29 protein-coding genes are annotated in these 26,455 nt (G+C 62.9%); 10 read left to right on the top strand and 19 right to left on the bottom strand.

From position 1 onward, the window contains the following. Positions 1-130 precede the first annotated feature (130 nt). The 7 genes from yidC to ACVC7O_RS03255 all read left to right on the top strand — a co-directional run bounded on the left by yidC (position 131) and on the right by ACVC7O_RS03255 (position 6,247). The gene (yidC, locus tag ACVC7O_RS03285) at positions 131-1,954 is read left to right on the top strand and encodes a membrane protein insertase YidC (protein ID WP_458324667.1); all 1,824 of its coding nucleotides are present in this window, start codon (positions 131-133) and stop codon (positions 1,952-1,954) included. Continuing rightward, complete coding sequence (locus ACVC7O_RS03280) at positions 1,951-2,682, top strand: MOSC domain-containing protein (RefSeq protein WP_458324666.1); 732 nt, start codon at positions 1,951-1,953, stop codon at positions 2,680-2,682. The genes yidC and ACVC7O_RS03280 overlap by 4 nt, the downstream gene beginning before the upstream one ends. Continuing rightward, positions 2,679-3,332 carry a ribosome biogenesis GTP-binding protein YihA/YsxC gene (gene yihA, locus ACVC7O_RS03275; protein WP_458324665.1) on the top strand — a complete coding sequence of 218 codons (654 nt, stop codon included), beginning with the start codon at positions 2,679-2,681 and terminating at the stop codon, positions 3,330-3,332. Before ACVC7O_RS03280 ends, yihA begins: the two co-directional genes overlap by 4 nt. 59 nt (positions 3,333-3,391) lie before the next feature. Further along, positions 3,392-4,255, top strand: coding sequence for an acetylglutamate kinase (gene argB / locus ACVC7O_RS03270; protein WP_458324664.1), 864 nt, complete (start codon positions 3,392-3,394; stop codon positions 4,253-4,255). Between the two features lie 71 nt (positions 4,256-4,326). Continuing rightward, positions 4,327-5,121 carry a sterol desaturase family protein gene (locus ACVC7O_RS03265; protein WP_458324663.1) on the top strand — a complete coding sequence of 265 codons (795 nt, stop codon included), beginning with the start codon at positions 4,327-4,329 and terminating at the stop codon, positions 5,119-5,121. After that, positions 5,118-5,753, top strand: a complete 636-nt coding sequence (locus ACVC7O_RS03260) for a ferredoxin (protein WP_458324662.1) — start codon at positions 5,118-5,120, stop codon at positions 5,751-5,753. Before ACVC7O_RS03265 ends, ACVC7O_RS03260 begins: the two co-directional genes overlap by 4 nt. After that, positions 5,750-6,247 (top strand): SixA phosphatase family protein, encoded by a 498-nt coding sequence (locus ACVC7O_RS03255; protein WP_458324661.1) that lies wholly within the window; start codon positions 5,750-5,752, stop codon positions 6,245-6,247. Before ACVC7O_RS03260 ends, ACVC7O_RS03255 begins: the two co-directional genes overlap by 4 nt. Before the next feature lie 81 nt (positions 6,248-6,328). On the opposite strand, the gene ACVC7O_RS03250 is transcribed toward ACVC7O_RS03255, so the two are convergent. The 14 genes from ACVC7O_RS03250 to rpsM all read right to left on the bottom strand — a co-directional run bounded on the left by ACVC7O_RS03250 (position 6,329) and on the right by rpsM (position 19,132). Next, the gene (locus ACVC7O_RS03250; protein ID WP_458324660.1) at positions 6,329-7,099 is read right to left on the bottom strand and encodes an amino acid ABC transporter ATP-binding protein; all 771 of its coding nucleotides are present in this window, start codon (positions 7,097-7,099) and stop codon (positions 6,329-6,331) included. A gap of 51 nt (positions 7,100-7,150) precedes the next feature. Further along, positions 7,151-8,449 carry an amino acid ABC transporter permease gene (locus ACVC7O_RS03245; RefSeq protein ID WP_458324659.1) on the bottom strand — a complete coding sequence of 433 codons (1,299 nt, stop codon included), beginning with the start codon at positions 8,447-8,449 and terminating at the stop codon, positions 7,151-7,153. Between the two features lie 3 nt (positions 8,450-8,452). Then, complete coding sequence (locus tag ACVC7O_RS03240; protein ID WP_458324658.1) at positions 8,453-9,667, bottom strand: amino acid ABC transporter permease; 1,215 nt, start codon at positions 9,665-9,667, stop codon at positions 8,453-8,455. A gap of 129 nt (positions 9,668-9,796) precedes the next feature. Continuing rightward, complete coding sequence (locus ACVC7O_RS03235; RefSeq protein WP_458324657.1) at positions 9,797-10,813, bottom strand: amino acid ABC transporter substrate-binding protein; 1,017 nt, start codon at positions 10,811-10,813, stop codon at positions 9,797-9,799. Between the two features lie 189 nt (positions 10,814-11,002). After that, positions 11,003-11,719 (bottom strand): ATP12 family chaperone protein, encoded by a 717-nt coding sequence (locus ACVC7O_RS03230; protein ID WP_458324656.1) that lies wholly within the window; start codon positions 11,717-11,719, stop codon positions 11,003-11,005. Then, positions 11,716-12,390: an HAD-IA family hydrolase gene (locus tag ACVC7O_RS03225; RefSeq protein WP_458324655.1), complete on the bottom strand. Its 675-nt coding sequence runs from the start codon at positions 12,388-12,390 to the stop codon at positions 11,716-11,718. Before ACVC7O_RS03225 ends, ACVC7O_RS03230 begins: the two co-directional genes overlap by 4 nt. Then, entirely contained in the window at positions 12,390-13,427 is a 1,038-nt protein-coding gene (locus tag ACVC7O_RS03220; protein ID WP_458324654.1) for an RluA family pseudouridine synthase, read from the bottom strand. Before ACVC7O_RS03220 ends, ACVC7O_RS03225 begins: the two co-directional genes overlap by 1 nt. Then, entirely contained in the window at positions 13,424-13,804 is a 381-nt protein-coding gene (gene crcB, locus ACVC7O_RS03215; protein WP_458324653.1) for a fluoride efflux transporter CrcB, read from the bottom strand. Before crcB ends, ACVC7O_RS03220 begins: the two co-directional genes overlap by 4 nt. A gap of 31 nt (positions 13,805-13,835) precedes the next feature. Beyond that, positions 13,836-15,143: a replication-associated recombination protein A gene (locus ACVC7O_RS03210; RefSeq protein WP_458324652.1), complete on the bottom strand. Its 1,308-nt coding sequence runs from the start codon at positions 15,141-15,143 to the stop codon at positions 13,836-13,838. A 3-nt stretch (positions 15,144-15,146) separates the two neighbouring features. Beyond that, the gene (locus ACVC7O_RS03205) at positions 15,147-16,580 is read right to left on the bottom strand and encodes a trypsin-like peptidase domain-containing protein (protein WP_458324651.1); all 1,434 of its coding nucleotides are present in this window, start codon (positions 16,578-16,580) and stop codon (positions 15,147-15,149) included. A gap of 97 nt (positions 16,581-16,677) precedes the next feature. Then, positions 16,678-17,097 carry a 50S ribosomal protein L17 gene (rplQ, locus tag ACVC7O_RS03200; RefSeq protein ID WP_195819755.1) on the bottom strand — a complete coding sequence of 140 codons (420 nt, stop codon included), beginning with the start codon at positions 17,095-17,097 and terminating at the stop codon, positions 16,678-16,680. A gap of 131 nt (positions 17,098-17,228) precedes the next feature. Then, on the bottom strand, positions 17,229-18,245 hold the full coding sequence (locus ACVC7O_RS03195; RefSeq protein ID WP_458324650.1) for a DNA-directed RNA polymerase subunit alpha: 1,017 nt from the start codon (positions 18,243-18,245) through the stop codon (positions 17,229-17,231). 113 nt (positions 18,246-18,358) lie between these two features. Then, entirely contained in the window at positions 18,359-18,748 is a 390-nt protein-coding gene (rpsK, locus tag ACVC7O_RS03190) for a 30S ribosomal protein S11 (RefSeq protein ID WP_159974560.1), read from the bottom strand. 15 nt (positions 18,749-18,763) lie between these two features. Then, positions 18,764-19,132, bottom strand: coding sequence for a 30S ribosomal protein S13 (gene rpsM, locus ACVC7O_RS03185; RefSeq protein ID WP_458324649.1), 369 nt, complete (start codon positions 19,130-19,132; stop codon positions 18,764-18,766). Between the two features lie 311 nt (positions 19,133-19,443). Here rpsM and ACVC7O_RS03180 point away from each other — a divergent pair, with 311 nt between their 5' ends. Both ACVC7O_RS03180 and ACVC7O_RS03175 read left to right on the top strand, forming a co-directional pair. Next, positions 19,444-20,406 (top strand): hypothetical protein, encoded by a 963-nt coding sequence (locus ACVC7O_RS03180; RefSeq protein ID WP_458324648.1) that lies wholly within the window; start codon positions 19,444-19,446, stop codon positions 20,404-20,406. 179 nt (positions 20,407-20,585) lie between these two features. Beyond that, positions 20,586-21,593 (top strand): hypothetical protein, encoded by a 1,008-nt coding sequence (locus ACVC7O_RS03175; protein WP_458324647.1) that lies wholly within the window; start codon positions 20,586-20,588, stop codon positions 21,591-21,593. 18 nt (positions 21,594-21,611) lie between these two features. Here the strand turns inward: ACVC7O_RS03175 and ACVC7O_RS03170 are convergent, their stop codons facing one another. The 3 genes from ACVC7O_RS03170 to rplO all read right to left on the bottom strand — a co-directional run bounded on the left by ACVC7O_RS03170 (position 21,612) and on the right by rplO (position 24,240). Continuing rightward, a complete protein-coding gene (locus ACVC7O_RS03170; RefSeq protein ID WP_458324646.1) occupies positions 21,612-22,274 on the bottom strand; it encodes an adenylate kinase in 663 nt (220 codons plus the stop codon). Next, positions 22,271-23,638, bottom strand: coding sequence for a preprotein translocase subunit SecY (gene secY / locus ACVC7O_RS03165; RefSeq protein ID WP_458324645.1), 1,368 nt, complete (start codon positions 23,636-23,638; stop codon positions 22,271-22,273). The genes ACVC7O_RS03170 and secY overlap by 4 nt, the downstream gene beginning before the upstream one ends. A 119-nt stretch (positions 23,639-23,757) precedes the next feature. Next, a complete protein-coding gene (gene rplO / locus ACVC7O_RS03160) occupies positions 23,758-24,240 on the bottom strand; it encodes a 50S ribosomal protein L15 (RefSeq protein WP_458324644.1) in 483 nt (160 codons plus the stop codon). Positions 24,241-24,727: 487 nt separating this feature from the next. Between rplO and ACVC7O_RS03155 the strand changes: the two genes are divergently transcribed. Continuing rightward, a complete protein-coding gene (locus ACVC7O_RS03155) occupies positions 24,728-25,375 on the top strand; it encodes a glycine-rich domain-containing protein (RefSeq protein WP_458324643.1) in 648 nt (215 codons plus the stop codon). Positions 25,376-25,637: 262 nt separating this feature from the next. On the opposite strand, the gene rpmD is transcribed toward ACVC7O_RS03155, so the two are convergent. After that, positions 25,638-25,826, bottom strand: coding sequence for a 50S ribosomal protein L30 (gene rpmD / locus ACVC7O_RS03150; RefSeq protein ID WP_011567687.1), 189 nt, complete (start codon positions 25,824-25,826; stop codon positions 25,638-25,640). A 2-nt stretch (positions 25,827-25,828) separates the two neighbouring features. Beyond that, positions 25,829-26,407, bottom strand: a complete 579-nt coding sequence (gene rpsE / locus ACVC7O_RS03145; protein ID WP_458324642.1) for a 30S ribosomal protein S5 — start codon at positions 26,405-26,407, stop codon at positions 25,829-25,831. Between the last annotated feature and the right edge of the window lie 48 nt (positions 26,408-26,455).

The raw sequence follows: 26,455 nt of genomic DNA, 5'->3' as shown, positions 1-26,455 counted from the left end.
GCAAACCACTGATCAGACCGGCTCCGAACTGGCGTCGAATTGAGGGAAAAAAGGGCGATTCCGCTTGACCTTTGGTCTTGCACTCTGTTGAACCCACGCTGATATCAATGACATCAGGTGGCTGTCCCAGATGGACGATCAGAACAAGAACCTCATTCTTGCAACGGCACTCAGTTTCCTCGTGATCCTGGTGTGGTTTATTCTGTTCCCACCGCCTGAACCCGAGACAGCCCTCGACACGCTGCCACCCGCGCAATCCTCGCAGGCGGAGGTGGATGGCACCGCCTCGGTCCCCGCCACGACGACGGAGAGCCAGGCCGCGCCCGAGACCGAAACGCGCGAAGACGCGCTGGCCGACGCACCGCGCATCCCCGTGATGACTGATCGGGTCAGCGGGTCGATCTCCCTGCTCGGCGGCCGCATCGACGACCTCTCGTTGAACGACTATCGCGTCACCCAAGACCCCGACGCCGAGATCGTCAAGATGCTCTCGCCCGTCGGTACGCCCGATGCCTACTACGCGCTCTACGGCTGGGCACCCGGCGGCGGGCTCGACCCCGCCTCCGTGCCCGGTCCCAACACCCTGTGGAGCGTCGCGCAAGGGGAGGCGCTCAGCGTTGACAGCCCCGTCACGCTGAGCTGGGACAATGGCGCGGGCCAGACCTTCACCCGCACCATCGAAATCGACGAAGACTACCTCTTCACCATCACCCAATCCGTCGCCAACACAGGCGACGCCCCGGTCACCGTCGCCCCCTATGGCGTTCTCGCCCGCCACGGCGAGCCTTCGGATCTGCGCAACTTCTTCATCCTGCACGAAGGCGTCGTCGCCATGGCCGATGGCGAATTGACCGAAACCGACTGGTCCGACATGCCCGATTTCGAGTTCTCGGACCGCGAACGCGCCCGCGCCGAGGTCACGCAAGTGGCCCAGAACGGCTGGGTCGGCTTCACCGATCACTTCTGGATGTCCACGCTCATCCCGGCCCCCGGCACCGCATTCAAATCGGTCGCCAAATACGACGAGCGCCGCGATATCTACCAGGCCGAAACGGTCATGCCGGCCCAGACCGTTGCGCCCGGCACCTCCGTGACGGTGACCAGCCAGCTTTTCGCCGGCGCCAAGGAATGGGAAGCCATCCGCAACTACCAATCCGCGGGCGTGGAGGGCTTCATCGACAGCATCGACTGGGGCTGGTTCTTCTTCCTGACCAAGCCGATCTTCTGGCTGCTGCACGAGCTCAACCTGCTCATCGGCAACATGGGCTGGGCCATCATCGGGCTCACGCTGATCATCAAGGCGCTGCTCTTCCCGCTCGCCTACAAGTCCTACGTCTCCATGGCGAAGATGAAAGAGCTGCAGCCGCAGATGGAGAAGCTCAAGGAAGAAGCGGGCGACGACCGCCAGAAGATGCAACAGGGCATGATGGAGCTCTACAAGCGCGAAAAGGTGAACCCCGCCGCGGGCTGTTTGCCGATCCTGCTGCAAATCCCGATCTTCTTCTCACTCTACAAGGTGATCTTCGTCACCATCGAACTGCGGCACGCGCCCTTCTTCGGCCCCTTCCAGGATCTCAGCGCACCGGATCCCACCTCGATCATGAACCTCTTCGGCCTCCTGCCCTTCGAAGGACCGGAGCCCACCTCGATCCTCGCGCTGATCTTCATCGGCATCCTGCCACTGCTGCTGGGCATCTCAATGTGGCTGCAGCAAAAGCTGAACCCAGCGCCCACGGATCCAACGCAACAGATGATCTTCGCCTGGATGCCCTGGGTCTTCATGTTCATGCTGGGCAGTTTCGCCAGCGGCCTCGTCGTCTACTGGATCGCCAACAACACGATCACCTTCGCCCAGCAGTACCTGATCATGCGCAGCCAAGGCTATACGCCGGATGTCTTCGGCAACATCAAGGGCAGCTTCAAACGCAAGGCGGGTGAGGACGCGGAGAAGTGACCGCGACGCTGACGCACATCTGGCGGCATCCGCTGAAAGGCTTGGGCAGCGAGGCGGTTGACACAGTGGAGCTCGACCCCGCGCAGGCGGTCGTGGGCGATAGGCTCTGGGCCCTACTGAACGCCGACGCCGACGACACCGACGCGTGGCAGCCCCGGCGCAATTTCCTGCAGGTCGCCTCCGGCCCGAAACTCGCGGCCCTGACGGCGGAAAACACCGGCCACGGCATCCGCCTCACCCACCCCGACCGCGCACCGCTGGAGATGGACCCCGCCAGCGACGGACAGGCCCTTGGCACCTGGATCGGAGACCTCTGGCCCGACAACAGGCCCGGGCCCGCGCGTCTCGTCAAGGCGCCGGTGCAAGGCATGACCGATGTGGAGTACGCCTCCGTCTCCATCGGCAACCTCGCGTCCCTGCGCGCGCTCAGCCAGAAGGCCGGGTTCGAGATCGACATGCGCCGCTTCCGCATCAACCTCTGGCTTGACGGGCTCGCCCCATGGGAAGAGATCGACCTGCTGGACCGTGATATCACCCTCGGCACCGCAACGCTCAGCCCGGTCGAACCCATCGAACGCTGCCGCGCGCCCGATGCCAACCCGGCCAACGGCACCCGCGACATCGGCATGCTCCGCCTGCTCGAAGACGGCTGGGACACACGCAACTTCGGCGTCTACTTCAAGGTCAAGACGGCAGGCACAGCCCGCGTTGGCGACACGCTCGGATGAGCACCCTGCCCTTTCCCACAGCACCGGAACCCGACCCGCAAACGCTCGAACAGGGGCGGCTGCTCTTTGCCGGCGAAACGGAGTTCGTGAAGGGCGTGGTCGCCATGTCCGGCCTGCCCGCGCCCGACCGGCTCGAGGTCTGCTTTGCGGGCCGCTCTAACGTCGGAAAATCCTCGCTGATCAACGCGCTGACCGGCCGCAAGGGGCTGGCCCGCGCCTCCAACACGCCCGGCCGCACGCAGGAGATCAACTTCTTCACCGCCGGAGAGGCGCACTACCTCGTCGACCTGCCGGGCTACGGCTTTGCCAACGCGCCCGTTGCGGTGGTCGAGAAATGGCAGCGCCTGCTCAAACAGTATCTTTCGGGCCGCCAGACCCTGCGCCGCGCCTTCGTTCTGATTGACGCCCGCCATGGCGTGAAAAAGGTCGATGAGGAGATCCTCAACCTTCTGGATACCTCCGCGGTTACCTTCCAGGCCGTGCTGACCAAGGCCGACAAAGTCAAGGAGAAGGAGCGTGCAAAGGTGCTCGACCAGGTGCGTGCAGCACTCGCCAGGCATCCCGCCGCCTACCCCGAGATCGTCGTCACCTCGAGCGAGAAAGGCTGGGGCATCCCCACCCTGCGCGCCATCATCGCCACACTGGATTAGCGCGCGCCCTTGCGCAGCGGCGCGCGCGGCATCATAACGCCCGGACGGATGGTGCAAAGATGAAGACCCAAGACATGAACCGCGACTGGATTGCAACCGCAAGCACGCTGAACAAGGCCCTGCCCTATCTGCAGCGCTATGCGGGGGCCACCGTGGTCATCAAGCTCGGCGGCCACGCCATGGGCAGCGATGCCGCGATGGAGGATTTTGCCCGCGACGTGGTGCTGATGCGGCAGGTCGGCGTGAACCCGGTGATCGTGCACGGCGGCGGGCCGATGATCAACGCGATGCTGGACAAACTCCAGATCACCTCCGAATTCAAGGATGGCAAACGCGTGACCGACGCCGCCACCATGGAGGTGGTCGAGATGGTGCTCGCGGGCCTCGTGAACAAGCGTATCGTGCAGGCCATCAACCGGCAGGGCGGGCGCGCCATTGGCCTGTCCGGCAAGGATGCGCATCTAATCCGCTGCACGCCCACAAACCCCGATCTCGGCTTTGTCGGCACGCCGGATGTGGTCAACGCGCAGGTGCTGCGTGATCTGGCGGAGAAGGAATACATCCCCGTGATCGCACCGCTGGGCGCTGGCGAACAGGGAGAGACCTTCAACATCAACGGCGACACCGCTGCGGGGGCCGTGGCCGCGGCGCTGAAAGCCGACCGGCTCCTATTGCTCACCGATGTGGCGGGCGTGAAGAATGCTGCGGGCGCCGTAGTGACCGAGCTGAGTGCGACCCAAATCCGCAGCCTGACCGAGGACGGCGTCATCGCAGGCGGCATGATCCCTAAGACCGAGACGGCGCTGGCCGCCATCGACGGCGGCGTGCGCGCGGCGGTGATCCTGGACGGCCGGGCCCCCAATGCCTGTCTCCTGGAGCTCTTCACCGAGCACGGCGCCGGGTCGATCATCCGCGCCGACTGACCCGCCCGCGCTGACGCAGATGTGTCACGCTGTCGCTTGGTTCAGACGGCGCTCTGGCTTACATGTAAGCCATGGAAAACGAAGCCATCATTCGCCTCGGTATCTTTCTGGGCCTGTTCGCGGTCCTCGCCACGCTGGAAGCCCTCGCGCCCAGGCGCGTGCGCAGCCAGCCGCGCAGCCGGCGATGGACGACGAACTGGGGCATCACCATCGCCAACACGCTGACCCTGCGGCTGATGGCCTTTGCCCTGCCTCTGCTGGCCGTGGGCGCCGCCATCGACGCGCAGGCTCAGGGCTGGGGCCTCTTCAACATGATCGGCTGGCCGGTCTGGCTGGAGATCGTCATTGCCATCCTGGTGCTGGATTTCGCGATCTGGCTGCAGCATCTGATCACCCATAAGGTGCCGATCCTCTGGCGGCTGCACCGTGTGCACCACGCGGATGTGGACATGGACGTGACCACTGCTATCCGCTTCCACCCGGTCGAGATTGCCCTGTCGATGGTGCTGAAGATCGGGCTTGTCTACCTGATGGGTCCCGCCGCGCTCGCGGTGATCATTTTCGAGATCCTGCTGAACGGCACGGCGATGTTCAACCACGCCAACATCCGCTTGCCGCTCTGGCTTGACGCCATCGTGCGCCGTGTGCTGGTCACGCCCGACATGCACCGCGTGCACCATTCCGTGCACCGCGCGGAGCATGACAGCAACTATGGCTTTGCGCTGTCGATCTGGGACCAGATGTTCGGCACCTACATCGCTCAGCCCAAGGCGGGGCATGACGAGATGCAGGTGGGTCTCGAATGGCAGGATGACCGCCCGAGCCGGTTTGGCTGGTCGATTGCGCTGCCCTTCTCCCGGAAATGACCCTCGACCGTATCGCCGCTTTGGCAGAGCCCTCCGGCATTTTCATCATGGGCACAGCACGTCTTGAGGACGAAACAGGTCTGGTGATGATCGGCGCCACCGCAGAGCTTTGGCCGGTCTTCACCGCATCGGCGGAGTACCGAGATGGCCGGGCCGACCCGCTGGACCGCTGGTCCAAGCGGGTCATTGGCGCCCTTGCGGCGCAGGTGGGGGCGCGGACGGCCTACCCCTCCGACGGGCCGCCTTATCTCCCATTCATTGCCTGGGCCCTGCAAACCGGCCGGTTTTTCCAAAGCCCGACCGGCATGATGGTGCATGACACGGCGGGGTTGATGATTTCGATTAGAGGGGCGCTGCTGTTCGACACGCCGCTCCTGACTGAAGCGCCCACACAGACCAGCCCCTGTGACAGCTGCGCGGACACGCCTTGTGTCTCCGCCTGCCCAGTGGGCGCGCTTTCGGCGGAAGAGGCCTATGACGTCCCACGCTGCAAGGGTTTCCTCGAAACGACAGAGGGTGCAGACTGCATGACACAGGGGTGCCGTGTGCGGCGCGCCTGCCCTGTCTCCGCGCAGTTTGACCGCCCGCCCGCCCAATCCGCCTTCCACATGAGAGCGTTTCACCCACAATGACCCGCACCCTGATCCTGATGCGCCACGCCAAATCCGACTGGACCCATGCCGGCCTACGCGATCACGAGCGACCGTTGAACGGGCGCGGGCGGGTCTCGGCCAAGGCCTTGGGCGATTGGTTGCGCGCGCAGGGGCATCTGCCTGACGAGGTGCTATGCTCCTCCGCGACCCGCACGGGTGAGACGCTCCAGAGGTTGGACCTGCCCGCTGAGATACCTGTCAGCTACACAAGTGATCTCTACCATGCCGAGGCGGCAGCGATGCGCGAGGTCCTGAAACGCGCCACGGGAACTTGCGTGCTGATGGTCGGGCATAACCCCGGCATCTGCGATTTCGCACATCGGCTCGTGCGTCGGGCGCCGGAGCACCTGCGGTTCGAGGACTACCCCACTGGCGCCACGCTGGTGGTGCAGTTTGACGCCGAAAGCTGGAGCGAAATCGGCTGGCACGAGGGCCAGCCGATTGATTTCGTCGTCCCGCGAGAGTTGACGTAGCGGTGGCCTGAAAGCCCACCGCACCTGCCTGTCCTGACCGCCGTGCTGGCAGGTTGGGTGAGCTTTCAGGCCACCCGTGGTTCAGTGGCCGAGGATCTGGCTGAGGAACAGCTGGGTGCGCGGGCTCTGCGGGTTGTTGAAGAAGGCCTCGGGCTCGTTCTGTTCGACGATCTGGCCCGCATCCATGAAGATCACCCGGTTCGCCACCTGCCGCGCAAAGCCCATCTCATGGGTCACGCAGAGCATGGTCATCCCCTCCTCGGCTAGCTCGATCATCGTATCGAGCACCTCCTTGATCATCTCCGGGTCGAGCGCCGAGGTGGGCTCGTCGAAAAGCATGATCCGCGGACGCATGCACAAGCTCCGCGCAATCGCCACCCGCTGCTGCTGACCGCCCGAGAGCTGGCCGGGATACTTGTTCGCCTGATCGGGGATCTTGACCTTCTCCAGGAAATGCATCGCCGTCTCTTCGGCTTCCTTCTTCGGTGTCTTGCGTACCCAGATCGGCGCCAGCGTGCAGTTCTCCAGGATCGTCAGATGCGGGAAGAGGTTGAAGTGCTGAAAGCACATGCCGACCTCGGACCGGATCTTGTCGATGTTCTTCAGGTCCGACGACAGCAGGGTACCGTCCACCTCGATGGAGCCCTGCTGGTGCTCTTCCAGCGCGTTGATACAGCGGATCAGCGTGGATTTCCCAGAGCCCGAGGGCCCGCAGATCACGATGCGCTCGCCGCGATTGACCGTCAGGTCGATGTCGCGCAGCACGTGGAACGTGCCGTACCACTTGTTCATCTTGCTGATGGTGATTGCGATCTCGTCGGAGACCTTCATTTGCGTCGCAGCTTCAGCCATATCTGAAACCTCCTTATCTATGCCCTACCACTTTCGTTGCGTGAGGGCGCATTAGCGATGGTCGGTCGCAAGGCGACGTTCGAGCCATTGTGAGTATTGCGAGATGCCGTAGCAGACGATGAAGAACAGCACCGAGGCGAAGCCCAGAAGCTCCCAATAGACCCCGTTCCATTCCGTCGAGGCGAGGATCGGCCCGCGGATCATGCCGACGATGTCGAACATGCCGATCACCGACACGAGCGTGGTATCCTTGAAGAGCCCCACGGCGATGTTCACGATCCCCGGGATCGAGATCTTCAGCGCCTGCGGCAGGATGATCAGCCGCATCGCCTGCGGATAGTCCAGCCCCAGCGAATCCGCCGCCTCATACTGCCCCTTCGGCAAAGCGGCGAGGCCACCCCGGATCACCTCGGCGATATAGGCCGATGAGAACATGGTGATCATGATCACCACGCGCAGGAACAGATCGAGCGAGGATTCAGGCGGGAAGAAATACGCCAGCATCACGCTCGCCACGAAGAGCAGCGTAATAAGAGGCACACCGCGAACAAACTCGATGAAGACCACGCAGACCACCTTGATCAGCGGCATGGAGGACTGTCGCCCAAGCGCCAGCGCGATCCCGATGGGGATCGACAGCGTCACACAGGTGACGCCCAACATCATGTTGAGCATGAAGCCACCCAGGTCACGGCTGGGCACAGCTGTCAGCATCGCTGTCTCCGACGCGCCGTCCGGGATGATCCAGCCGCCCACCGTCCAGACGATGAAGGCGGCGATGATCCCTCCGAAGAATCCGTAGGCGAAGCTGCCGGTCACGAGGCGCTGATAAACAACCGCGCCCGCAACGACGCCGAGGAAGGCCACGATGGGCGTCAGAATTGTGCCGCCCCAGATGAGCCAGAAGGCGATGAAGGGGTAGACCGCCGTGAAGGCCAGAAGCTTGCGCGGCAGGTCAAAGAACAACACCGGTGCCGCTGCGACAAACAACAGCAGCAGCGCCAGCGTCGGACGCCAGTAGAGCTCGGATGGGTACTGGAAGCCAAAGAGCAGCTGGTGCCACCGTTCGGTCAGAACCGAGAAGCAAGCGCCCACGGCCCCATCGAGCACCTGACGGCACTCTGCAAGGCTCGAGGTGTTCCAGATGCCGTTCAGGATCCACGGCATCGCCCCCGACAGGATCATCCAGATGACATAGAGCGCGACAATCGTCAGCAGGCTGTTGGCCGGCGTCGCAAAGAGGTTTTCGCGCAGCCATTTGACCGGCCCCGTGGCCGCATAGGGCGGTGGCGCCGACGGGATTTCCGTTTCACGCACGAAGGCAACGGAATGGGCATGTGTATCTGACATGGCTCAGCGCTCCTTCAGCTTCACGGCATTGTTGTAGACGTTCATCACCGCCGAGATGAGCAGCGAGATGGTCAGATAGAACAGCATCAGCAGCAGCACGCATTCAATCGCCCGACCCGTCTGGTTCAGCGTGATGCCCCCCAGCGTCGCGGTGATGTCCGCATAGCCCACCGCAATCGCCAGCGACGAGTTCTTGGTGATGTTAAGATACTGCGAAATCAGCGGTGGGATGATCACGCGGAGCGCCTGCGGCAGCACCACGAGTTTCATCACCCGCCCGGGCCGCAGCCCCAGGGCCGAGGCCGCCTCGGTCTGGCCCTTGCTCACCGCCTGGATACCCGCACGCACGTTTTCCGCGATGAAGGCGCCGGTGTAGATCGACAGCGCGAACCACAGCGCGATCAGCGGCGCACCCACCTGGATACCGCCCCTGAAGTTGAAGCCGCCCAACTCGGGAATATCGAGCCCGATCGGTCGCCCCATGATGTAAAACATCAGGATGGTCGGCACGAAGAGGATCGCAAGGCTCGGCCAGCCCGTGGGCAGCAGCTTGCCCGTGTCATAAAGCAGTTTCGTCGCATAGCGGCGATAACCGACAACGCCGATGATCGACGCGATGAAGGTTGCGACCACCACCATCGACCCCGGTCCCCAGACCGGCGCGGGGATATAGACGCCCCGGTTCGTAAAGGCAAAGAGGCCCATCAGCATTGTCGCCTCGGGCTCGTCGCCGCGGAAGGCCCGCGGGGCGGGCATCACGGCGGTCATGATGGTAAAGATGATGATGATCCAGATCAGCACGGGGATGTTCCGGAAGATCTCCACGTAGAAAGACATCAGCTTGCGCACCAGCCAATTGTTCGACAGGCGCAGCACACCGGCGATCACACCGAAGACGGTTGCCGTCACACAGGCCAGGAAGGCCACCAGCAGCGTGTTCAGAACACCGACAAGGGCCGCCCGCGCGTGGCTCGACTGGCTGTTGTACTCCAACAACGCCTGGTTGATGTCATAGCCTGCCGGGTCGCCAAGGAAGTCATAGGCGATGTTCAAACCAGCAGCGGCGAGATTTGTCAGCAGGTTGTTCGCCAGATAGGCAATGGCGATGATCAGCACCAGCAGCGTGATCCCCTGAAACGTCAGGGACCGGTACCGCGTGTCGTTGATCAACATAGACAGGCGGAAGGACTCCTGCGGTGGGTCCGTCAGTGTTGTCATTTGAATTTTCCCCGTGGTTCCGACCTTGGTTTTGACGGGCACGTTCTGCGCCTCGGTGGTCGGGTCTCTTTATTTTGGGTCGTCATAAGAAAAGGGCGCAGGTTGGTCCTGCGCCCTTGTCCGTTGTCTTTACCGGAACGGTGGCGAGTAGATCAGGCCGCCGTCGGTCCACTGGGCGTTGAGCCCGCGGGCCAGCCCGATTGGCGTCTCTTCACCGATGTTCTTGGCGAAGATTTCCCCATAGTTGCCTTGCGCGGAAATCGCGCGTTGTGCCCAGTCGGCGTCAAGGCCGAGCATTTCGCCCAGCGTGCCTTCGGTGCCCAGCAGGCGCGCCACTTCGGGGTTGCCAGTGTTCGCGGACATCTCGCTCACGTTGGCCGAGGTCACGCCCAGCTCTTCTGCGGTGATCAGCGCGTTCAGCGTCCAGCGCACCACGTCACCCCATTCGTCGTCGCCATGACGGACCAGCGGGCCGAGCGGCTCTTTCGAAATGATCTCGGGCAGCAGGACGTGATCGCCCGGTGCTTCGAAAGTCGCGCGTGTCGCCGCCAGACCGGAGGCGTCTGTGGTGTAGACGTCGCAGGCACCAGCCAGGTACTGCTGCTGCGCTTCCGCGTTTGTCTCGATCGGCACCGGCTCATAGTTGATGTTGTTGGTGCGGAAGAAGTCCGCAAGGTTCAGCTCGGTCGTCGTGCCGGTCTGAATGCAGACAGTTGCGCCATCGAGGTCCTTCGCGGAAGACACGCCGAGGCCTTTCGGGACCATGAAGCCCTGACCGTCGTAGTAGTTCACACCAACAAAGGTGAACTTCAGGTCAACGTCGCGGCTGAAGGTCCAAGTGGTGTTCCGTGCCAGCATGTCGATCTCGCCCGACGCAAGCGCTGTGAAGCGTGTCTTGCCGGTTGTCGGAACGAATTCAACTGCGGATGGGTCGCCCAGAACGGCGGCAGCGACGGCGCGGCAGACCGAGACGTCAAAGCCTTTCCATTCGCCGTTCGCATCCGGCGCCGCGAAACCGGCCAGGCCGGTGGCCACGCCGCAGTTCAGCGTGCCGCGTGCTTTCACGTCGTCCAACGTACCGGCAGCAGCCGCACCAGCCGACAGGCCAGCGACGGTCAGCGCGCCGAGAATTACAGATTTTTTCATTTTTACCTCTTCCTGATTTTCCGCCCGTGTCAGGCGGGTCGACCGGCACTCGTTGGCCGGAGGCGATTTGCAGGGTTTGCCCCTCCAAGTGGGCCATATACTGGTCGCAATCCCTTAGAGAGGTCAAGGGTACGCAGCCGAAAATGAGACCCGCGAAACAGCTTCTGAACGGAATGCTTACTGTGAGCGCTAAAATGCGGGATTTGAGAGATCAAAAACCACTTTGGCGTGCCGGAAGGCAGCGAATTTCACAGCTGCCGCGGCGTCAGCTTCCTCGTCCCGGCCCCATTGTTCGGCCTGCCATATCTCATCGAGACGGGAAATGTCCCAAAGCACGTCGATTTTTTGCACATCTTGCGCTGCGGCGAAGCCGAGAATCAGTGAGCCCGACAGGCTGACAAGGTCATGAAAGGCCGTCAACTCAAAGACCGACAGCGCCTGCACCTGAGCGGCCAGCCGCGCGAGGGCCGCGGCCTCCTGCGGCGCGTGCATCACCCCCGTGCGCGGCTGCAACCGGGCATCCAGCGCCTCCGCCGCCCAGTCGAGGATCGGGTCCCACTGGTCGGCCTGCCGCGCCACCAGTTCGGCGGGCTGTTCGGCGCGGTAACACAGCAGATCGCTGTCACCGTAGGCCGCCAGCATCTCGGCCACCTCAGCCTGCTGCACCGCCACCTTGTCGAGCGCCGCATTCGCCGTGCGCGTAAACGGCATGGTCAGCGGGTCGACCACATCGCCCTGCGCCGCCCATTCCGCAGCCACCGCCTCGGCCAGCCCGCGCGTTGGCACCGCCAGCGCCCGCTTCGCCGGGGTCTTCACCGGGCGCCCGTCGAGCGCGATACCAAACCCCTCGGCGGTCTCGGTCACCTCCGCCGCGGTCCAGAACCGCTTGGCCTTCCATTCGCTCATCCCTGCTGCCCCCAATGCGTGGCCAGCGCGTCTTCCAGCGCCGCAAAATCATGCGCCACGCTCCGCGCAGCCCGCAGCGACCGCACCGGGTGATAGCCCCAGCTCACCCCGAACCCGGGCACCCCCGCTGCCGCGGCCATCTCCATGTCGAAACTGGTGTCGCCGATCATCACCGTCTGGGTTTTCGAAACACCCGCCTCGGCCATCGCCTGGTAGATCATCGACGGGTTGGGCTTGGACGGGTGAAAATCAGCGACCTGCTGGGTGATGAACACGCCTTCGAGCCCGTGTGCCTCTATCAGCTTGTCGAGCCCGCGCTTCGACTTGCCGGTGGCCACGCCCAACAACACCTCGGGCCGTGCGTTCAGCCGGTCGAGCACCTCGCGCGCGCCGGGATAGAGCGGTGAGGATTGCGCCGCACCGATCTGCGCGCGCAGGGCCACATAGGCCTCCTTATAGGCCGCAACCATGCGGGCATGATCGGCATCGGGCGCCAGCCGCCGCACCGCCACGTCCAGCGACAGCCCCACGATGCCCAGAATGTCATCGCGGCTCGGTGCGGGGCGCGCCACGGCCTCGAAGGCCTGCGCCATCGCCGCCAGAATGTCGGCCTGGCTGTCCACCAGCGTGCCGTCCACGTCAAAGATCACCAGCCGCAGATCGCCTGCCATCACAGCGCCTCGAAGGGGTCTTCGGCGGCCAGGTCCTCGGTCCAGCCGAAGGTCTCCCAGCTCTGCGCCATATGCTCTGGCAAGGGCGCTGTCACCGTGATGATCTTGCCGGTCTCGGGCTGTTCAAACCGCATCATCCGCGCGTGCAGGTGCAGCTTCTTCGAGATGATCCCGCCCAGCTGCGCGCCCCAGCCGTCGCCCATGTTCTCCTGCCCCGAGCCGCCGTATTTGCCGTCGCCCGCAATCGGGTGCCCGATCTCGGCCATATGCGCGCGCAGCTGATGGGTTCGCCCGGTGATCGGCTCCATCGCAACCCAGGCCGCCCGCGCGCCCACGCGGTAAAGGGTGGCATAGAGCGTATGCGCGCGCTTGGCCCCCGGCGTCTCGTCGATCTCGCGCGGGTGCAGGGCAATCATCTTCTCGCCCTCGCCACCGCCGCCGCGCCCCGGCGCCTTGACCAGCCCAAAGCGGATTTCGCCCAGGTACGGTGCGGGCACCCCGGCCACCAGCGCCCAGTAGATCTTGCGTGTCTCCTTATGCCGCATCGACGCGGTCAGCGCCTTGGCCGCCGCCCGCGTGCGCGCCAGCAGCAACACCCCCGAGGTGTCCTTGTCGAGCCGATGCACCAGCCGCGGCCTTTCCTCGAACCCGAACTTCAACGCCTCGGCGAGCCCGTCCACATGGCGCGTCTGTTTCGACCCACCCTGCGTCGGCAAACCGGCGGGCTTGTTCAGCGCAATCACCTGATCGTCGCGGTAGATCACGCAAGCCTGGATCATCCTGGCATCGGCGTCCGACACCGTCTTGCGCTCCGGCGCAGGCGCCTGGCCGTCCGGCAGCGGCGGCACCCGCACCTGCTGGCCCGCCTCAAGCCGCGTGGCCGCCTTCACCCGCCCGCCATCGACCCGGATTTCGCCCTTGCGGCACATCTTCTCGATCCGGCCTTGCGGCACATGCGGAAATTGCCGCCGGAACCACCGGTCAAGCCGCTGGTCCGCGTCATCCTGCGCCACCGTGACCGTCTGCACCCGGCTCATGCGATGACCCCGCGTGCCAGCCACAGCCCCAGCATCAGCCCGCCAATCGACAGCGCCACCGACAGCACCACATAGAGCCCTGCCGCCCCCAGATCGCCCCGCTCCACCAGCGTCATCGTCTCCAGCGAAAAGGCCGAGAAGGTGGTGAACCCGCCGAGCAACCCCGTCATCACGAACGGGCTCAGATGGGTGAGCCCCTTATGCGCGGCCAGCACCACGAACGCCCCCATCAGAAATGACCCGAGGATGTTCGCTGTCATGATCGCCAGCGGAAACTCCGACGGCCCCGTCAGGCGCAGAAACGCCACGCCCCAGAGGAACCGCAACGTCGCGCCGAGGGCCCCGCCGCAGGCCACCATGATCAGAGATGTCATCATGCGCGGTCTGTCCCGCACCCCTGCCAGATTGTCAAGTTTCGCGCTTGGCGCGCAGCTTTGCGAAATAGGCCATGCGCTTTTGCAAATCCCGCTCGAACCCCCGCTCGACGGGTGCATAGAAGCTCTGCCGCGCCATGCCATCGGGGAAATAATTCTGCCCCGAAAACCCGTCTTCGGCATCGTGGTCATAGGCATAGCCCGCGCCATAGCCCTGATCCTTCATCAGGCTGGTCGGCGCGTTCAGAATGTGTTTTGGCGGCGGCTCCGATCCGGTCTCCTTCGCCGATTTGCGCGCGCCTTTATAGGCCACGTAGGCGGCGTTGGATTTCGGTGCGAGCGCGAGATAGGCCACCGCCTGCGCCAGCGCCAGCTCGCCCTCGGGGCTGCCGAGCCGCTCGTAGGTTTGCCAGCTTTGCAGACAGATCGCCTGCGCCTGCGGATCGGCCAGCCCGATGTCTTCCACCGCCATCCGGGTCAGTCGCCGTGCCAGAAACCGCGGGTCCTCCCCGCCCTCCAGCATCCGCGCAAACCAGTAGAGTGCCGCATCCGGGTCCGAGCCGCGCACCGATTTGTGCAGCGCCGAAATCAGGTTGTAATGCGCATCCCCTGATTTGTCGTATTGCGCCGCCCGCCGCATCAACCGGGTGCCGAGCGCGTCCGGGTCCAGCTTGCCCTCAACGGTCCAGGCGCTCACCTGTTCGATCAGGTTCAGAAGCGCCCGCCCGTCGCCATCGGCCATCTCCAGCAGCGCCTCGCGCGCCGGGCCGTCGAGCGGCAGCGGCGCACCCAGCTCCTGCTCGGCCCGCTGTGCCAGCAGTTCGAGGTCTTTCAGATCGAGCCGCTCCAGCACCATGACCTGCGCCCGGCTCATGACCGCCGCATTCAGCTCGAACGACGGGTTCTCCGTCGTTGCCCCCACCAGAAGGATCGTCCCGTCCTCCATATGCGGCAAAAACCCATCCTGCTGCGCCTTGTTGAAGCGGTGGATCTCATCCACAAACAGCAGCGTGCCCTGCCCGTTCTGTCGTCGGATCTTCGCCGCCTCGAAGACCTTGCGCAGCTCGGGCACACCGGTGAAGATCGCACTGATCTGCACGAAATGCATCTCGGTCTCATGCGCCAGTAGCCGTGCAATCGTGGTTTTGCCGACCCCCGGTGGCCCCCAGAAAATCAGCGACCCCAGCGCACCCGCGTCCAGCATCACGGTCAGCGGCGCCTCCGGGCCCAGGATTTGGTCCTGCCCTATCACCTCGGCCAAGGTCTGCGGGCGCAACCGGTCCGCCAGGGGCCGATGCCCACCCGCCTCCGGCGCGGGCTCGGTGGCAAAGAGATCCGCCACCCCTCAGACCCCGAACCGCAGCACGACGCGGCTCGTCCCGCGGATCACGCTGACCGCATAGCTGCGCGCGCGCGACCGGAACGCCGCGACCACATCGCGCGGTCGCGTCACCGGGCGGTCATTGATGCCCACGATCACATCGCCCACGCGCACCCCGACCCGGCCGCCAAACCGCCCCGCATCGGTCACCACCACGCCGGTGCTCTCCAGCGCCAGGTTGAATTCCGCGATCACCGCCGGGTTCACGCGCGCCAGACCCAGCCCCGGCAGAATATCATCCGACCCCAGCGTCAGCGCCTCGCGGTCCGGCACATCTGGCGCCGCGATCAGCCGCACCTCGGTCTCGCGCATCTCGCCCTCGCTCAGAAAGCTGATCCGCGCGCGCTGGCCAAGGCCCGTCACGCTCATCCGGTAGACCATCTCGGGCGGCGTGTTCACTGGCTGGCCGTCGACCGCGGTGATGACATCGCCCACCGACACGCCCGCTTGTGCAAAGGGGCTGTCGGCATGCATCGCCGAGATAATGATCCCCCCGGGCCGCTCAAGCCCGAAGGCCTCGGCCATCTCCGCATCGACCGGCTGGCCACCCATCCCCGCCCAGGGCCGCGCGAAGCTCGTCAGCCCGTCCTGCGCCTGTGCCACGAAAGCCGCCACCAGATCCGACGGAATCGCAAACCCAATGCCGTTCGAGCCGCCGGAGCGCGTGAGGATCGAGGTGTTCACACCGATCAGCTCACCGCGCACGTCGATCAGCGCACCGCCCGAATTGCCGGGGTTGATCGGCGCATCGGTCTGCAGGAAATACCCCCGGCCCGACCCGGTCGCCGCGCCAGAGCGCGCCAACCCCGAGACAATCCCGCTGCTCACGGTCTGGCCCACGCCAAAAGGGTTGCCGATGGCCAGCACCAGCTCGCCCACCTCCACCGTGTCCGAGGTGCGCAGCGGCAGAAACGGCAGGTCCTCCGCACCCTCCAGCTGCAGGATCGCCAGATCGCTCTCCGCATCGCCCAGCAACACCCGCGCCGTGAACTCACGCCGGTCGGCCAGCACCACACGAATATCCGTCGCCATGCCCACCACGTGATAATTCGACACGATGATGCCGTCCGCCGACAGGATCACGCCCGACCCCAGCGAGTTCTGCACCCGCGGCTCGGGCCGCCCGAAGCCTTCGAAGAACCTGTCAAAGAACGGATCATCCATAAACGGCGTGCGGCGGCTTTCGGTCACGAACCGCGCATAGATGTTCACCACCGCAGGCGCCGTCTCCCGCACCAGCGGCGCAAAGCTCAAGGTGATCTCGGCGGCACTCTGCGGCACCCGCGTCTCCGCATGCGCCCAGAGCGGGCCGAGGCAAACCAGCAGCAAGACCAGCCGCTTCAGTGTTCCAAAAATATGCAAGTCGCACCGCTTCAGCACAGAGATCACCGCCAGCATCCTAGGACGTCTCTGCTCGAGATACCCCCCCTGACCGCATAAAAAAAGCCCCCGTCCCGCGTGGGACAGGGGCCACAGCAGCGCAAAAGCGCCTGTCTTATTCGTCGGCGGCTTCTTCCGCAGCCAGGCGCGCCTTGTCGGCAGCTCCCTTTGCGTCGCGGTCGCGATCCACGAACTCGATGATCGCCATCGGCGCCATGTCGCCATAGCGGAAGCCCGCTTTCAGCACGCGCACATAACCACCCTGGCGGTCCTTGTAACGCGGGCCCAGCACGTCAAAGAGCTTAGTGACGTATTGGTCCTGCTTCAGCTTGGCAGCCGCCTGACGGCGCGCGTGCAGATCGCCGCGTTTCGCCAGCGTGATCATCTTTTCAATGATCGGGCGCAGTTCTTTTGCCTTCGGCAGAGTTGTCTTGATTTGCTCATGCTCGATGAGCGAGCCCGCCATATTCGCCCAGAGCGCCTTGCGGTGCTCATGTGTGCGGTTCAGGCGGCGGTATCCACGTGCGTGACGCATTTTCAATCTCCAAATGTGCCCTCTACGGGCGGTTTTGCTTTGTCTGACCGGGTGATGCGTGTCACCCGGCTCTCCTTGGGGCCGTGAAGCCCAGATCTTCCCCGCCAGATGCGGGCATGTCTGAAGACCCCTTAGAAGGAGTCTTCGAATTTCTTGGCCAGATCCTCGATGTTGTCGGGCGGCCAGTCTTCCACGTCCATCCCGAGATGCAGACCCATGCCCGAAAGCACTTCCTTGATCTCATTGAGCGACTTGCGGCCAAAGTTCGGCGTGCGCAGCATCTCGGCTTCGGTCTTCTGGATCAGATCGCCAATATACACGATATTGTCGTTCTTCAGGCAGTTAGCAGACCGCACAGACAGCTCCAACTCGTCCACTTTCTTCAGCAGAAGCGGGTTGAACTCCAGACCATCGTCCTCATCGGCGCGGCTGGCGGACTCGGGCTCATCGAAGTTCACGAAGATGCCCAGCTGGTCCTGCAGAATGCGCGCGGCAAAGGCCACCGCGTCATCTGGCGTGATCGAGCCGTCGGTGTCGACCTTCATGGTCAGCTTGTCATAGTCCAGAACCTGACCTTCACGGGTCGGCTGCACGTCATAGCTGACTTTCTTCACCGGCGAATAGATCGCATCGATCGGAATGAGGCCGATCGGCGCATCCTCGGGCTTGTTCTTCTCCGCAGACACGTACCCTTTGCCCTGGTTGACGGTCAGCTCCATGTAGAGGTCGGCACCATCGTCGAGGTGGCAAATCACGTGATCGCGGTTCAGCACTTCGATGCCCGCGCTCTCCGAAATGTCGCCCGCGGTCACAACGCCCGGCCCCTTGGCCGAGATCGACAGGCGCTTGGGTCCTTCGACTTCCATGCGGATCGAGACGCCCTTGAGGTTCAGGATGATGTCGGTCACATCCTCACGCACACCGGCCACGCTGGAAAACTCGTGCAGCACATTGTCGATCTGAACGCTGGTGATGGCCGCACCCTGCAGCGAGCTCATCAGCACGCGGCGCAGCGCGTTGCCCATGGTCAGGCCAAAGCCACGCTCCAGCGGCTCAGCCGTCACGGTGGCCTGACGTGCGGGGTCGTTGCCCGGCTTCACGTCAAGCTGTTGCGGCTTGATCAATTCGGCCCAATTCTTGTGGATCATGCGTCCCTCCATTCCTGTCTAAGCCCCATGTCCGAAAGGCCAAGACTCTCGAGGTTTCAAAAAGCGGATGGGGGCCGCGCAGACATGCGCAACCCCGCTGATAATAAAGATCCTTAAACGCGGCGACGCTTCGGCGGGCGGCAGCCGTTGTGCGCCATGGGTGTCACGTCGCGGATGGAGGTGATGTTGAAGCCCGCCGCGGCCAGGGCGCGCAGCGCGCTCTCACGGCCGGACCCGGGGCCCTGCACTTCCACTTCCAGCGTCTTGACGCCATGTTCCTGTGCCTTGCGGCCTGCATCCTCGGCGGCCATCTGCGCCGCGTAGGGCGTGGATTTCCGCGAGCCCTTGAACCCCATGGTGCCAGCCGACGACCAGGAGATCGCATTGCCCTGCACATCCGAGATCAGGATCTTGGTGTTGTTGAAGGAGCTGTTCACATGCGCCACACCGGCGGCGATGTTCTTGCTGGCCTTTTTCTTAACGCGTACGCGATCACGTGCCATTGGTCAGACCCTCCCTTACTTCTTCTTACCGGCAATGGCCTTCGCGGGGCCTTTGCGGGTACGTGCGTTGGTGTGGGTGCGCTGACCACGGACCGGCAGGTTGCGACGGTGGCGCAGGCCACGGTAGCAGCCCAGGTCCATCAGGCGCTTGATGTTCATCTGCACGTCGCGGCGCAGATCGCCCTCGACGGTGTAGTTGGCGTCGATATGCTCGCGCACGGCCAGCACTTCGGCGTCAGAGAGCTCGTTGACCCGGCGGGTCGCGTCGATACCAACCGCTTCGCAAATTGCCTTTGCAGAGGCGTTGCCGATACCGGTGATGTAGGTGAGGGCGATGGGAACCCGCTTTGCAGTCGGGATGTTTACGCCGGCAATACGTGCCACGTGTCCTATTCCTTTTCGTTGCGGGTCCGTAATTCCAGACCCTTTTTTCACAACGTAAGCCCGAGGCTTTTCAGGGCATCGGGCGTCAGCTGATCAGGTGATCTTGCCTCTTGGGAGCGACCCTTAAGACAAATTGATTCTCAGTCGAGATAGCGCGTGTTATGGGGTTTTTCGCCTATCGTCAACCCGCCCCTCGGGCCTTTCTCACATGAGCCGATTGGCGCCGCAGGTCAACACGCAATCCGATTGTGGACCGGATGATGTCTCTACGCTAGGTTGTGCATACCGATCCGCCAGCCAAAGGTCCACAGATGCCGAAAACCGCGAGCCCGCGCGCGCCCAAGCCGCCCATCCAGCAGCCCGCCGCCAAGCAGACCCAGCCCCAGGGCGCCGCACCCGCCGATCCCACGCTCGACCTGCTGCAAACCAAGGCTGATGGCAGCCCCGCCGTTGCACAGCTGATGCGCATGCAGTCCCGCGCGAGTGGTATCGTGCAACGCGAGGTCGATACCTCCTCCAGCCCCTTCCTGCCGGACTACGAGGACGACGAGACACCGGCCTGGGACGCAAAAACAGGCGTGCCGCAATGGGCCAAGGATGAATATGAAGCCGAGGCTCAGACGACGCTGATCTGCTCGATGAAAAACGGCAAGATCGGCAGCATCTACTTCCCCGGCGGCCGCATCCGCACCACCCATGGCTCGGGGCCCGAGAAGGCCCCGGACAAGGCGGACCGGGCCGTGCAACGCTACAATCTGCATTTGGCGCGGGCACAGGGCATTTTCGATGCAAACAACAAGGATCTCTTCCCGAACCTCTACTGGAAGACCGACGTCAAGCTGCCCAAGAAAGAGCGCGAGAAACTCGCCGGAAAAGAATATGATCGCGCCTTCAAGAGGTGGCTGTCCAATCAGCTCATCTCGATCCCCAACGACAGCCTGCCTAATTGGATCGTGCCGGTCACCGGGCCCGACACCGCGCATGATCCGGAAAACGGGGCTCCGGATCCTGTCATGAAACTGTTCGAGGTCTTCGTCCGTGTGAGCGACGGCAAGGTCGCGGGCTGGCATCCCTCGCGCGGGGTGGCCACCAAGTTCGCCACCAACAAACAGGTGATCTCGGTCCTGGAGGCGGCGGTGAAGCACATCGACGGGGTGAAGGACGTCAACGAACGGAACAAGCAGTTCTATGAGTTTATCCAGAAGCGGATCCCCGACTTCGCGAAACTCATCCGCAGACCTGACGAGATCAAGGTCAAACCCAAGAAGACATAGCACCCAAGGTCCAGGCAGACACCCGGCGTCATCGCGCTGAAAAGCGGCGACGGGCGCCGGAAAAACCGGCATCGCCCGGCGCGCAGCTTGATGTGACGAGAGGGCTGTTGCCCGCACCGCCAGATCATGATTTCAATTCAGAGTAGTATTTTACCCGTCACAACCGGAAGGGCTCTGCCTTGAAGTCACCGCGTCCCAGACCCCGCCGCCCGCGGCACCCCACCGCTCGCGAAGACACGGGCCCGCGCCGGGTCGCCCCCGATGCGTCGCTCGGCGCCTTGCAGGCGAAGGCGCAGGACAGCACACCCGTCCGCCAGCTCCATGCGCTGCAGCGCAAGGCCGCGGGCGTCGTCCAGCGCGAGGTGGTCAAGTCAGGCGCGCCCGACTGGGCACAGAAAGACTATGTCGACAAGGTCGGGAAAACGGGCACGGTGGATACCTCTCCCGGTCCCCGCATGCCCGACTACGGGCCGAACGAGACCCCAAGCTGGCAGAAGAATGACCCAACCGGTGTGCCCAAATGGGCCAAAGACGAATACAAGGCACACTCCAAGGTCACGCTGATCGCCAGCGTGAAGGATGGCAAGATCGGCAGCATCTATTTCGCGAATGGCCGTATTCGCACCACCCATGGTGACGGCCCCGAGCTGGAACGGGACGAACCCACCGAAAACACCCGGCGTTTCAACCTCGACCAGGAAAAGGCCTTCGATCTGTTCCTGACGAGAAACAGGGGCATCTACGAGCTCTTCTACGCCCAGACAGACACGTCCCTGTCGAAGGAACAGCGGGAAGAGGTCGCCGCCATGATGTTGTACCAACAATACAGTCAGTGGCTCGCGGTGTATCTCAAACTGGCGCCGCTAGACCAGTTGCCCGACTGGGTCACGGAGGTGACCGGCCCCGACGACGCGTTTGACACGTCGGCTGCCAACCCGCCGGACAACATCACGCTCTTCGAGATCTTTACCAAAGTGAGCAACGGCAAGGTGCAAAGCTGGCACCCGTCCCGCGGCATCGCCGCCAAGTTCGAGACCAACAAACAGGTGGTGTCGGTGCTGATGGCTGCGCTGAAGCACATCGACGGCGTCACCGACATCAACCAGCGCAACACCATGTTCTACGCATTTATAAAGAGCCGGCTGCCGGACTTTGCCAAACAGATCAGAAAGCCTGACGAGGTCTAGTGCGGCGCGCCCATGCGCTCAGACCGGCGCAGGCGTCTTCGCGTCAAGCACCGCCTTGATCTCGCCCTGCACCGCCTCGATCGCACCCAGGCCGTCGACGCGCGACAGCATGCCCTTGGCATAGTAATAGCCGATCAGCGGCGAGGTCTGCTTGTAGTATTCCATCAGGCGGGTCTTGAGGCTCTCCTCATTGTCATCCGCCCGGCGTTTGAACTCGGTGCCGCCGCAGTTGGTGCATTTTCCATCCGCGGGGATCGGCTTGGTGTTGTCATTGTAGACCTCACCGCACATCGCACAGGTCGAGCGCGCTACGATCCGGGCCACCAGCGCCGCATCGTCAACGCGCATCTCGACCACCGCATCAAGGCTCTCGCCCTGGCTCTCCAGCAACGCGCCCAGCGCATCCGCCTGCGCCAGCGTGCGCGGGAAGCCGTCGAAGATGAACCCTGCGGCCTTCACCGTCTCCAGTTTTTCCTTGATCAGCCCAATGACGATCTCATCTGTCACAAGCGCGCCGCGCGCCATCACATCAGCGACGATGTTGCCCATCTCGGTGCCGGAGTCCTTGGCCTCGCGCAACATGTCGCCCGTGCTCAGCTGGACCATGCCGCGTGTATCTACCAGGTGACGCGCCTGCGTCCCCTTACCGGCCCCCGGAGGCCCCAGCAGGATAATGTTCATCGTCGGACGGGGCTCCGTTTCTTGCGTGTCTTACCGCCCGATTTGCCACGCAACTGCGACTTCTCGAGCAGGCCTTCATATTGGTGGGCCAGAAGGTGGCTCTGGACCTGTTGGATGGTATCCATGGTTACGGATACAACAATCAGCACGGAAGTGCCACCAAAGTAGAAGGGGATCGCGAACTGCCCGCGCAGGATTTCCGGCAGAAGGCAGACCGCCGCAAGATAACCAGAGCCCAGAACCAGCACGCGGTTGACCACATATTCAAGGTATTCCGAGGTCTTCTTGCCGGGCCGGATGCCGGGCACAAAGCCGTTCTGGTTCTTCAGATTGTCCGCCACATCGTCCGGCTTGAAGCTCACGTTGAACGTATAGAAATACGCAAAGAAGACGATCATCACCGTGAAGAAGGCGAGGTAAAGCGGCTGGCCGGGCCCGAAGTTGGCCAACAGCCACGACATAATCGGGTTGGTCGAATTGCCCGAGAAGGTGCTGATCGTGACCGGCAAGAGCAGCAGCGAGGAAGCAAAGATCGCCGGGATCACGCCCGCCGGGTTCACCTTCACCGGCAGGTGGCTCGACCCGCCGTCATAAACCTTCATCCCCACCTGTCGGCGTGGATACTGGATGTGGATCTTGCGCAAGGCCCGTTCCATGAAGACCACGAACATGATCGTCGCGATCACCATGATGATCACCCCGATGATCACCGCCGGGCTCAGCGCGCCAGAGCGTCCGCTGGCAAAGAACTGTGCCAATGCCGCAGGCAGTTCGGCGATGATGCCCACGAAGATGATCAGCGAGATCCCGTTGCCCACGCCCCGCGCGGTGATCTGCTCACCCAGCCACATCAGGAACATCGTGCCGCCCACCAGCGTGATCACGCAGGAGGCCCGGAAGAAGAAGCCCGGATCGGTCACGATATCGCCCGCCTCGAGGCTCACGGCGAGCCCATAGGCCTGCAGCGTGGCCAACAGCACCGTGCCATAGCGCGTGTACTGGTTGATTTTCTTGCGCCCCTGTTCGCCCTCTTTCTTGAGCTGTTCGAGGCTCGGCACCATCGAGGTCAGAAGCTGCACGATGATCGAGGCCGAGATATAGGGCATGATTCCCAGGGCAAAGATGCCCATCCGTCCCAGCGCGCCGCCGGTGAACATCGACACCATACCGCCGATGCCCTGCCCCGCCTGCTCCATGAACTGGCGCAGCGCCACACCATCGATGCCCGGCACCGGGATGAAGGTGCCCAGGCGATAGACGATCAGCAGGCCAAGGGTGAAGAGGATGCGGTTTCGGAGATCGGTCGCCTTGCCCAGCGCGGACCAGCTGGTGTTGGCGGCCATGTTCTCAACGGCAGATACCATGGATTGGCTCTCTCTTTATACGGACGCGCCGCCCGGGCCGTTTTCCGGCGGGCGGCGTTCAGGAAAACTAGGGCCTATGTAAGCGGCGCGGACGCCGCCCACAAGCCTCAACTCGGGTCTCAGCCCTCTGACGTTTCCGCGACCGGCGCCGCCACGGTCAGCGACCCGCCGGCTTTTTCGACCGCTTCGATGGCCGATTTCGACGCGCCGGTGACGGTCAGGTCGAGCTTGGCGGTCACCTCGCCCTTGGCCAGCACGCGGATGCCGTCGCGCTTGCGCCGGATCAGGCCGCTTTCGACCAGCACGTCTTCGGTGATCGCCTTCTTCGCGTCGATCTTCTTGGCGTCCACGAATTTCTGGATCAGCCCAAGGTTCACAACGGCGAATTGCTTGCGGTTCGGCTTGTTGAAGCCGCGCTTCGGCAGGCGTTGGTAGAGCGGCATCTGCCCGCCTTCATACCCGTTGATCGCCACGCCCGAGCGCGACTTCTGACCTTTGATCCCGCGGCCACCCATCTTACCGGTGCCGGAACCCGGGCCACGCCCCACGCGCTTGCGTTTCTTGGTGGCGCCTGCGTTGTCAGACAGTTCATTCAGTTTCATTGTCGCTTCTCCTCTGGCCGGATGTACCCCCCAGCGACGGGAGCGGGCAAACGCGGCGTTTCGATTCTGTCACCCCAAGGATGATCGTGGGCGTATAGACGGGGTTTGGTCGTGGATCAAGGGTCAGTTTGAGCGTACTGGAAGTGCAGCCTGCAACCCGGCAAGGAGCGTTTCGAAACGCCCTGCCCCTAGCACCTTCACATATTGCCAGGCATGAGTGTGAAAAGGATAGTTCAGCATTGTCGATTGAATTGCTTTGGTCTCGGAACGTGATGTTGAAAGCGAGCACCCTTGGCTTAGCTGCGACGCACGCTTGATGTCGCCGATGCGAGACTTCTGTAACGTTGGATCTTCGACTCTCAAGATCCGCTTTATGCGCCCGTCAGAAATCGTATACCGCGTCGAGCATTTGCCGCTGTCATGTAACTGTTACATTGTGGCGCCATGAAGATACTGTAAAGAAAAGAGAAGAACATAGGAGGCTACGATGACCTCTCTCAATACTCAGCTATGGGAGCTGATTTCTTCGCATAAGATGCCTGATGAGGCATCAGGGCGACCATTCCTTCAACAACTAATGGATCAACACGGCATCACGCGTGAGACTGCAAGTGTGGCTGTCGAGGAATATCGCAAGTTCATGTATCTTTGCGCCACAAGAACCAAGCGCAACGTACCTTCGAAGGCGGTGGACTTGGTCTGGCATCTGCACATGCAACACAGTCGTGACTATTGGGATGTGTTCTGCAAAAAGCTTGGCAAGCCGGTCCACCACAACCCCGGTGGCGAAGGTGTGGCCCTTCTGGATGACTACAAGGCAACTGTATCGGCCTACAAGGCGCTCTTTGGTTCACCGCCAAAAGGTATCTGGAGACACAAAGGAACCGTTGATAAAGTAGGTCGCCTCATCGTCTCTGGAGTGTTCGTTTGCATCGGCGTCTGGTCAACAGTCCAAGGCAGCTTTCCACTTTTGTTCGGACTATTCTTTTCGGGCATCGCGCTGATGATTTTCTTTTCTGCGCTAAATGGCATGACAACGCGGGGTGAATTCATACTCACTTTTGAAAGCGGCGACCCGTTTGCGGATGATAACGCCGGTGACTGCGGCTCGGGATGCGGCAGTTGCGGCGACTAGAGAGTGTTCGCCGAGCCAGGGAACAGAAAAGTGTGATTTTTGCTTGCGGCACCATAGCAAGTCGAAAGCAAGGTCAACCTAAGCAATGGGTCGGCCTCATTGTCACCAATGACGGCTTCTCACGCACTTGGCGGTATTCGTGAGTTATGAAGCATCAGTTATACAGTAGGCGTCACTTTGGGCTCCAAGTTGACATCCATCAACTTAAAAAACGCCCCGCAGTTTCCGGCGGGGCGTTTTCAATTTCAATGACGAGAGACGTTCAGCCCTTCTCTTCCACGATCTCCACCATATGCGGGATGGAGTTGATCATGCCACGCACGGAAGGTGTGTCTTCCAGCTCACGGGTCTTGTGCATCTTGTTCAGGCCCAGCCCGATCAGCGTCGCGCGCTGTTTGGCGGGGCGGCGGATCGGGGAGCCGATCTGCTTGATCACGATTGTCTTGGCCATCTTCACGCCTCCTCAGCCACTTGCGCGGAGGACTCGACGGTCTCTTCCCGCTTGGGCAGGATGTCGGCCACTTTCTTGCCGCGACGCTGCGCGACCGAGCGGGGGCTCGACTCTTTCTTCAACCCGTCCATGGTGGCGCGGATCATGTTGTAGGGGTTTTGCGAGCCGATGGATTTGGAGACCACGTCCTTCACGCCCAGCATCTCGAAGACGGCCCGCATCGGACCACCGGCGATGATCCCGGTCCCTTCAGGCGCTGTCCGCATGACCACTTTACCGGCACCGTGACGGCCTTCCATGTCGTGGTGCAGCGTGCGGCCTTCGCGCAGCTGCACGCGGATCATCTGGCGCTTGGCCTGTTCGGTGGCCTTGCGGATCGCCTCGGGCACCTCTTTGGCCTTGCCCTTGCCAAAGCCCACACGGCCCTTCTGGTCACCCACAACCACAAGGGCTGCGAAACCAAAGCGCTTACCACCTTTAACGGTCTTGGACACACGGTTGATTGCGACCAGGCGGTCGGCAAACTCCGGTGCTTCGTCACGATCGCGGCGCGGGCCGCGACGGTTTTCTCGTTCTGCCATCAGAACATCCTTTTCTCAGTGGGCAAGCGCCCGGTTGTTTCAATCCAA

This window comes from Roseobacter cerffii (assembly GCF_054226325.1).
Note: the sequence above shows the minus strand (reverse complement) of the source record. Positions and strands in the feature narration are given on the sequence as shown.

Coding starts and splice junctions, on each gene's coding strand:
- argB (WP_458324664.1), top strand. CDS start 3,392: ATGAAGACCCAAGACATGAACCGCGACTGGATTGCAACCGCAAGCACG.
- crcB (WP_458324653.1), bottom strand. CDS start 13,804: ATGATGACATCTCTGATCATGGTGGCCTGCGGCGGGGCCCTCGGCGCG.
- ACVC7O_RS03235 (WP_458324657.1), bottom strand. CDS start 10,813: ATGAAAAAATCTGTAATTCTCGGCGCGCTGACCGTCGCTGGCCTGTCG.
- ACVC7O_RS03195 (WP_458324650.1), bottom strand. CDS start 18,245: ATGATCCACAAGAATTGGGCCGAATTGATCAAGCCGCAACAGCTTGAC.
- ACVC7O_RS03225 (WP_458324655.1), bottom strand. CDS start 12,390: ATGGCAGGCGATCTGCGGCTGGTGATCTTTGACGTGGACGGCACGCTG.
- ACVC7O_RS03180 (WP_458324648.1), top strand. CDS start 19,444: ATGCCGAAAACCGCGAGCCCGCGCGCGCCCAAGCCGCCCATCCAGCAG.
- secY (WP_458324645.1), bottom strand. CDS start 23,638: ATGGTATCTGCCGTTGAGAACATGGCCGCCAACACCAGCTGGTCCGCG.
- ACVC7O_RS03230 (WP_458324656.1), bottom strand. CDS start 11,719: ATGAGCGAATGGAAGGCCAAGCGGTTCTGGACCGCGGCGGAGGTGACC.
- ACVC7O_RS03240 (WP_458324658.1), bottom strand. CDS start 9,667: ATGACAACACTGACGGACCCACCGCAGGAGTCCTTCCGCCTGTCTATG.
- ACVC7O_RS03260 (WP_458324662.1), top strand. CDS start 5,118: ATGACCCTCGACCGTATCGCCGCTTTGGCAGAGCCCTCCGGCATTTTC.
- ACVC7O_RS03255 (WP_458324661.1), top strand. CDS start 5,750: ATGACCCGCACCCTGATCCTGATGCGCCACGCCAAATCCGACTGGACC.
- rpmD (WP_011567687.1), bottom strand. CDS start 25,826: ATGGCCAAGACAATCGTGATCAAGCAGATCGGCTCCCCGATCCGCCGC.
- ACVC7O_RS03170 (WP_458324646.1), bottom strand. CDS start 22,274: ATGAACATTATCCTGCTGGGGCCTCCGGGGGCCGGTAAGGGGACGCAG.
- rplQ (WP_195819755.1), bottom strand. CDS start 17,097: ATGCGTCACGCACGTGGATACCGCCGCCTGAACCGCACACATGAGCAC.
- ACVC7O_RS03245 (WP_458324659.1), bottom strand. CDS start 8,449: ATGTCAGATACACATGCCCATTCCGTTGCCTTCGTGCGTGAAACGGAA.
- rpsE (WP_458324642.1), bottom strand. CDS start 26,407: ATGGCAGAACGAGAAAACCGTCGCGGCCCGCGCCGCGATCGTGACGAA.
- ACVC7O_RS03205 (WP_458324651.1), bottom strand. CDS start 16,580: ATGCTGGCGGTGATCTCTGTGCTGAAGCGGTGCGACTTGCATATTTTT.
- yidC (WP_458324667.1), top strand. CDS start 131: ATGGACGATCAGAACAAGAACCTCATTCTTGCAACGGCACTCAGTTTC.
- ACVC7O_RS03265 (WP_458324663.1), top strand. CDS start 4,327: ATGGAAAACGAAGCCATCATTCGCCTCGGTATCTTTCTGGGCCTGTTC.
- ACVC7O_RS03155 (WP_458324643.1), top strand. CDS start 24,728: ATGACCTCTCTCAATACTCAGCTATGGGAGCTGATTTCTTCGCATAAG.
- rplO (WP_458324644.1), bottom strand. CDS start 24,240: ATGAAACTGAATGAACTGTCTGACAACGCAGGCGCCACCAAGAAACGC.
- yihA (WP_458324665.1), top strand. CDS start 2,679: ATGAGCACCCTGCCCTTTCCCACAGCACCGGAACCCGACCCGCAAACG.
- rpsK (WP_159974560.1), bottom strand. CDS start 18,748: ATGGCACGTGATCGCGTACGCGTTAAGAAAAAGGCCAGCAAGAACATC.
- ACVC7O_RS03220 (WP_458324654.1), bottom strand. CDS start 13,427: ATGAGCCGGGTGCAGACGGTCACGGTGGCGCAGGATGACGCGGACCAG.
- ACVC7O_RS03250 (WP_458324660.1), bottom strand. CDS start 7,099: ATGGCTGAAGCTGCGACGCAAATGAAGGTCTCCGACGAGATCGCAATC.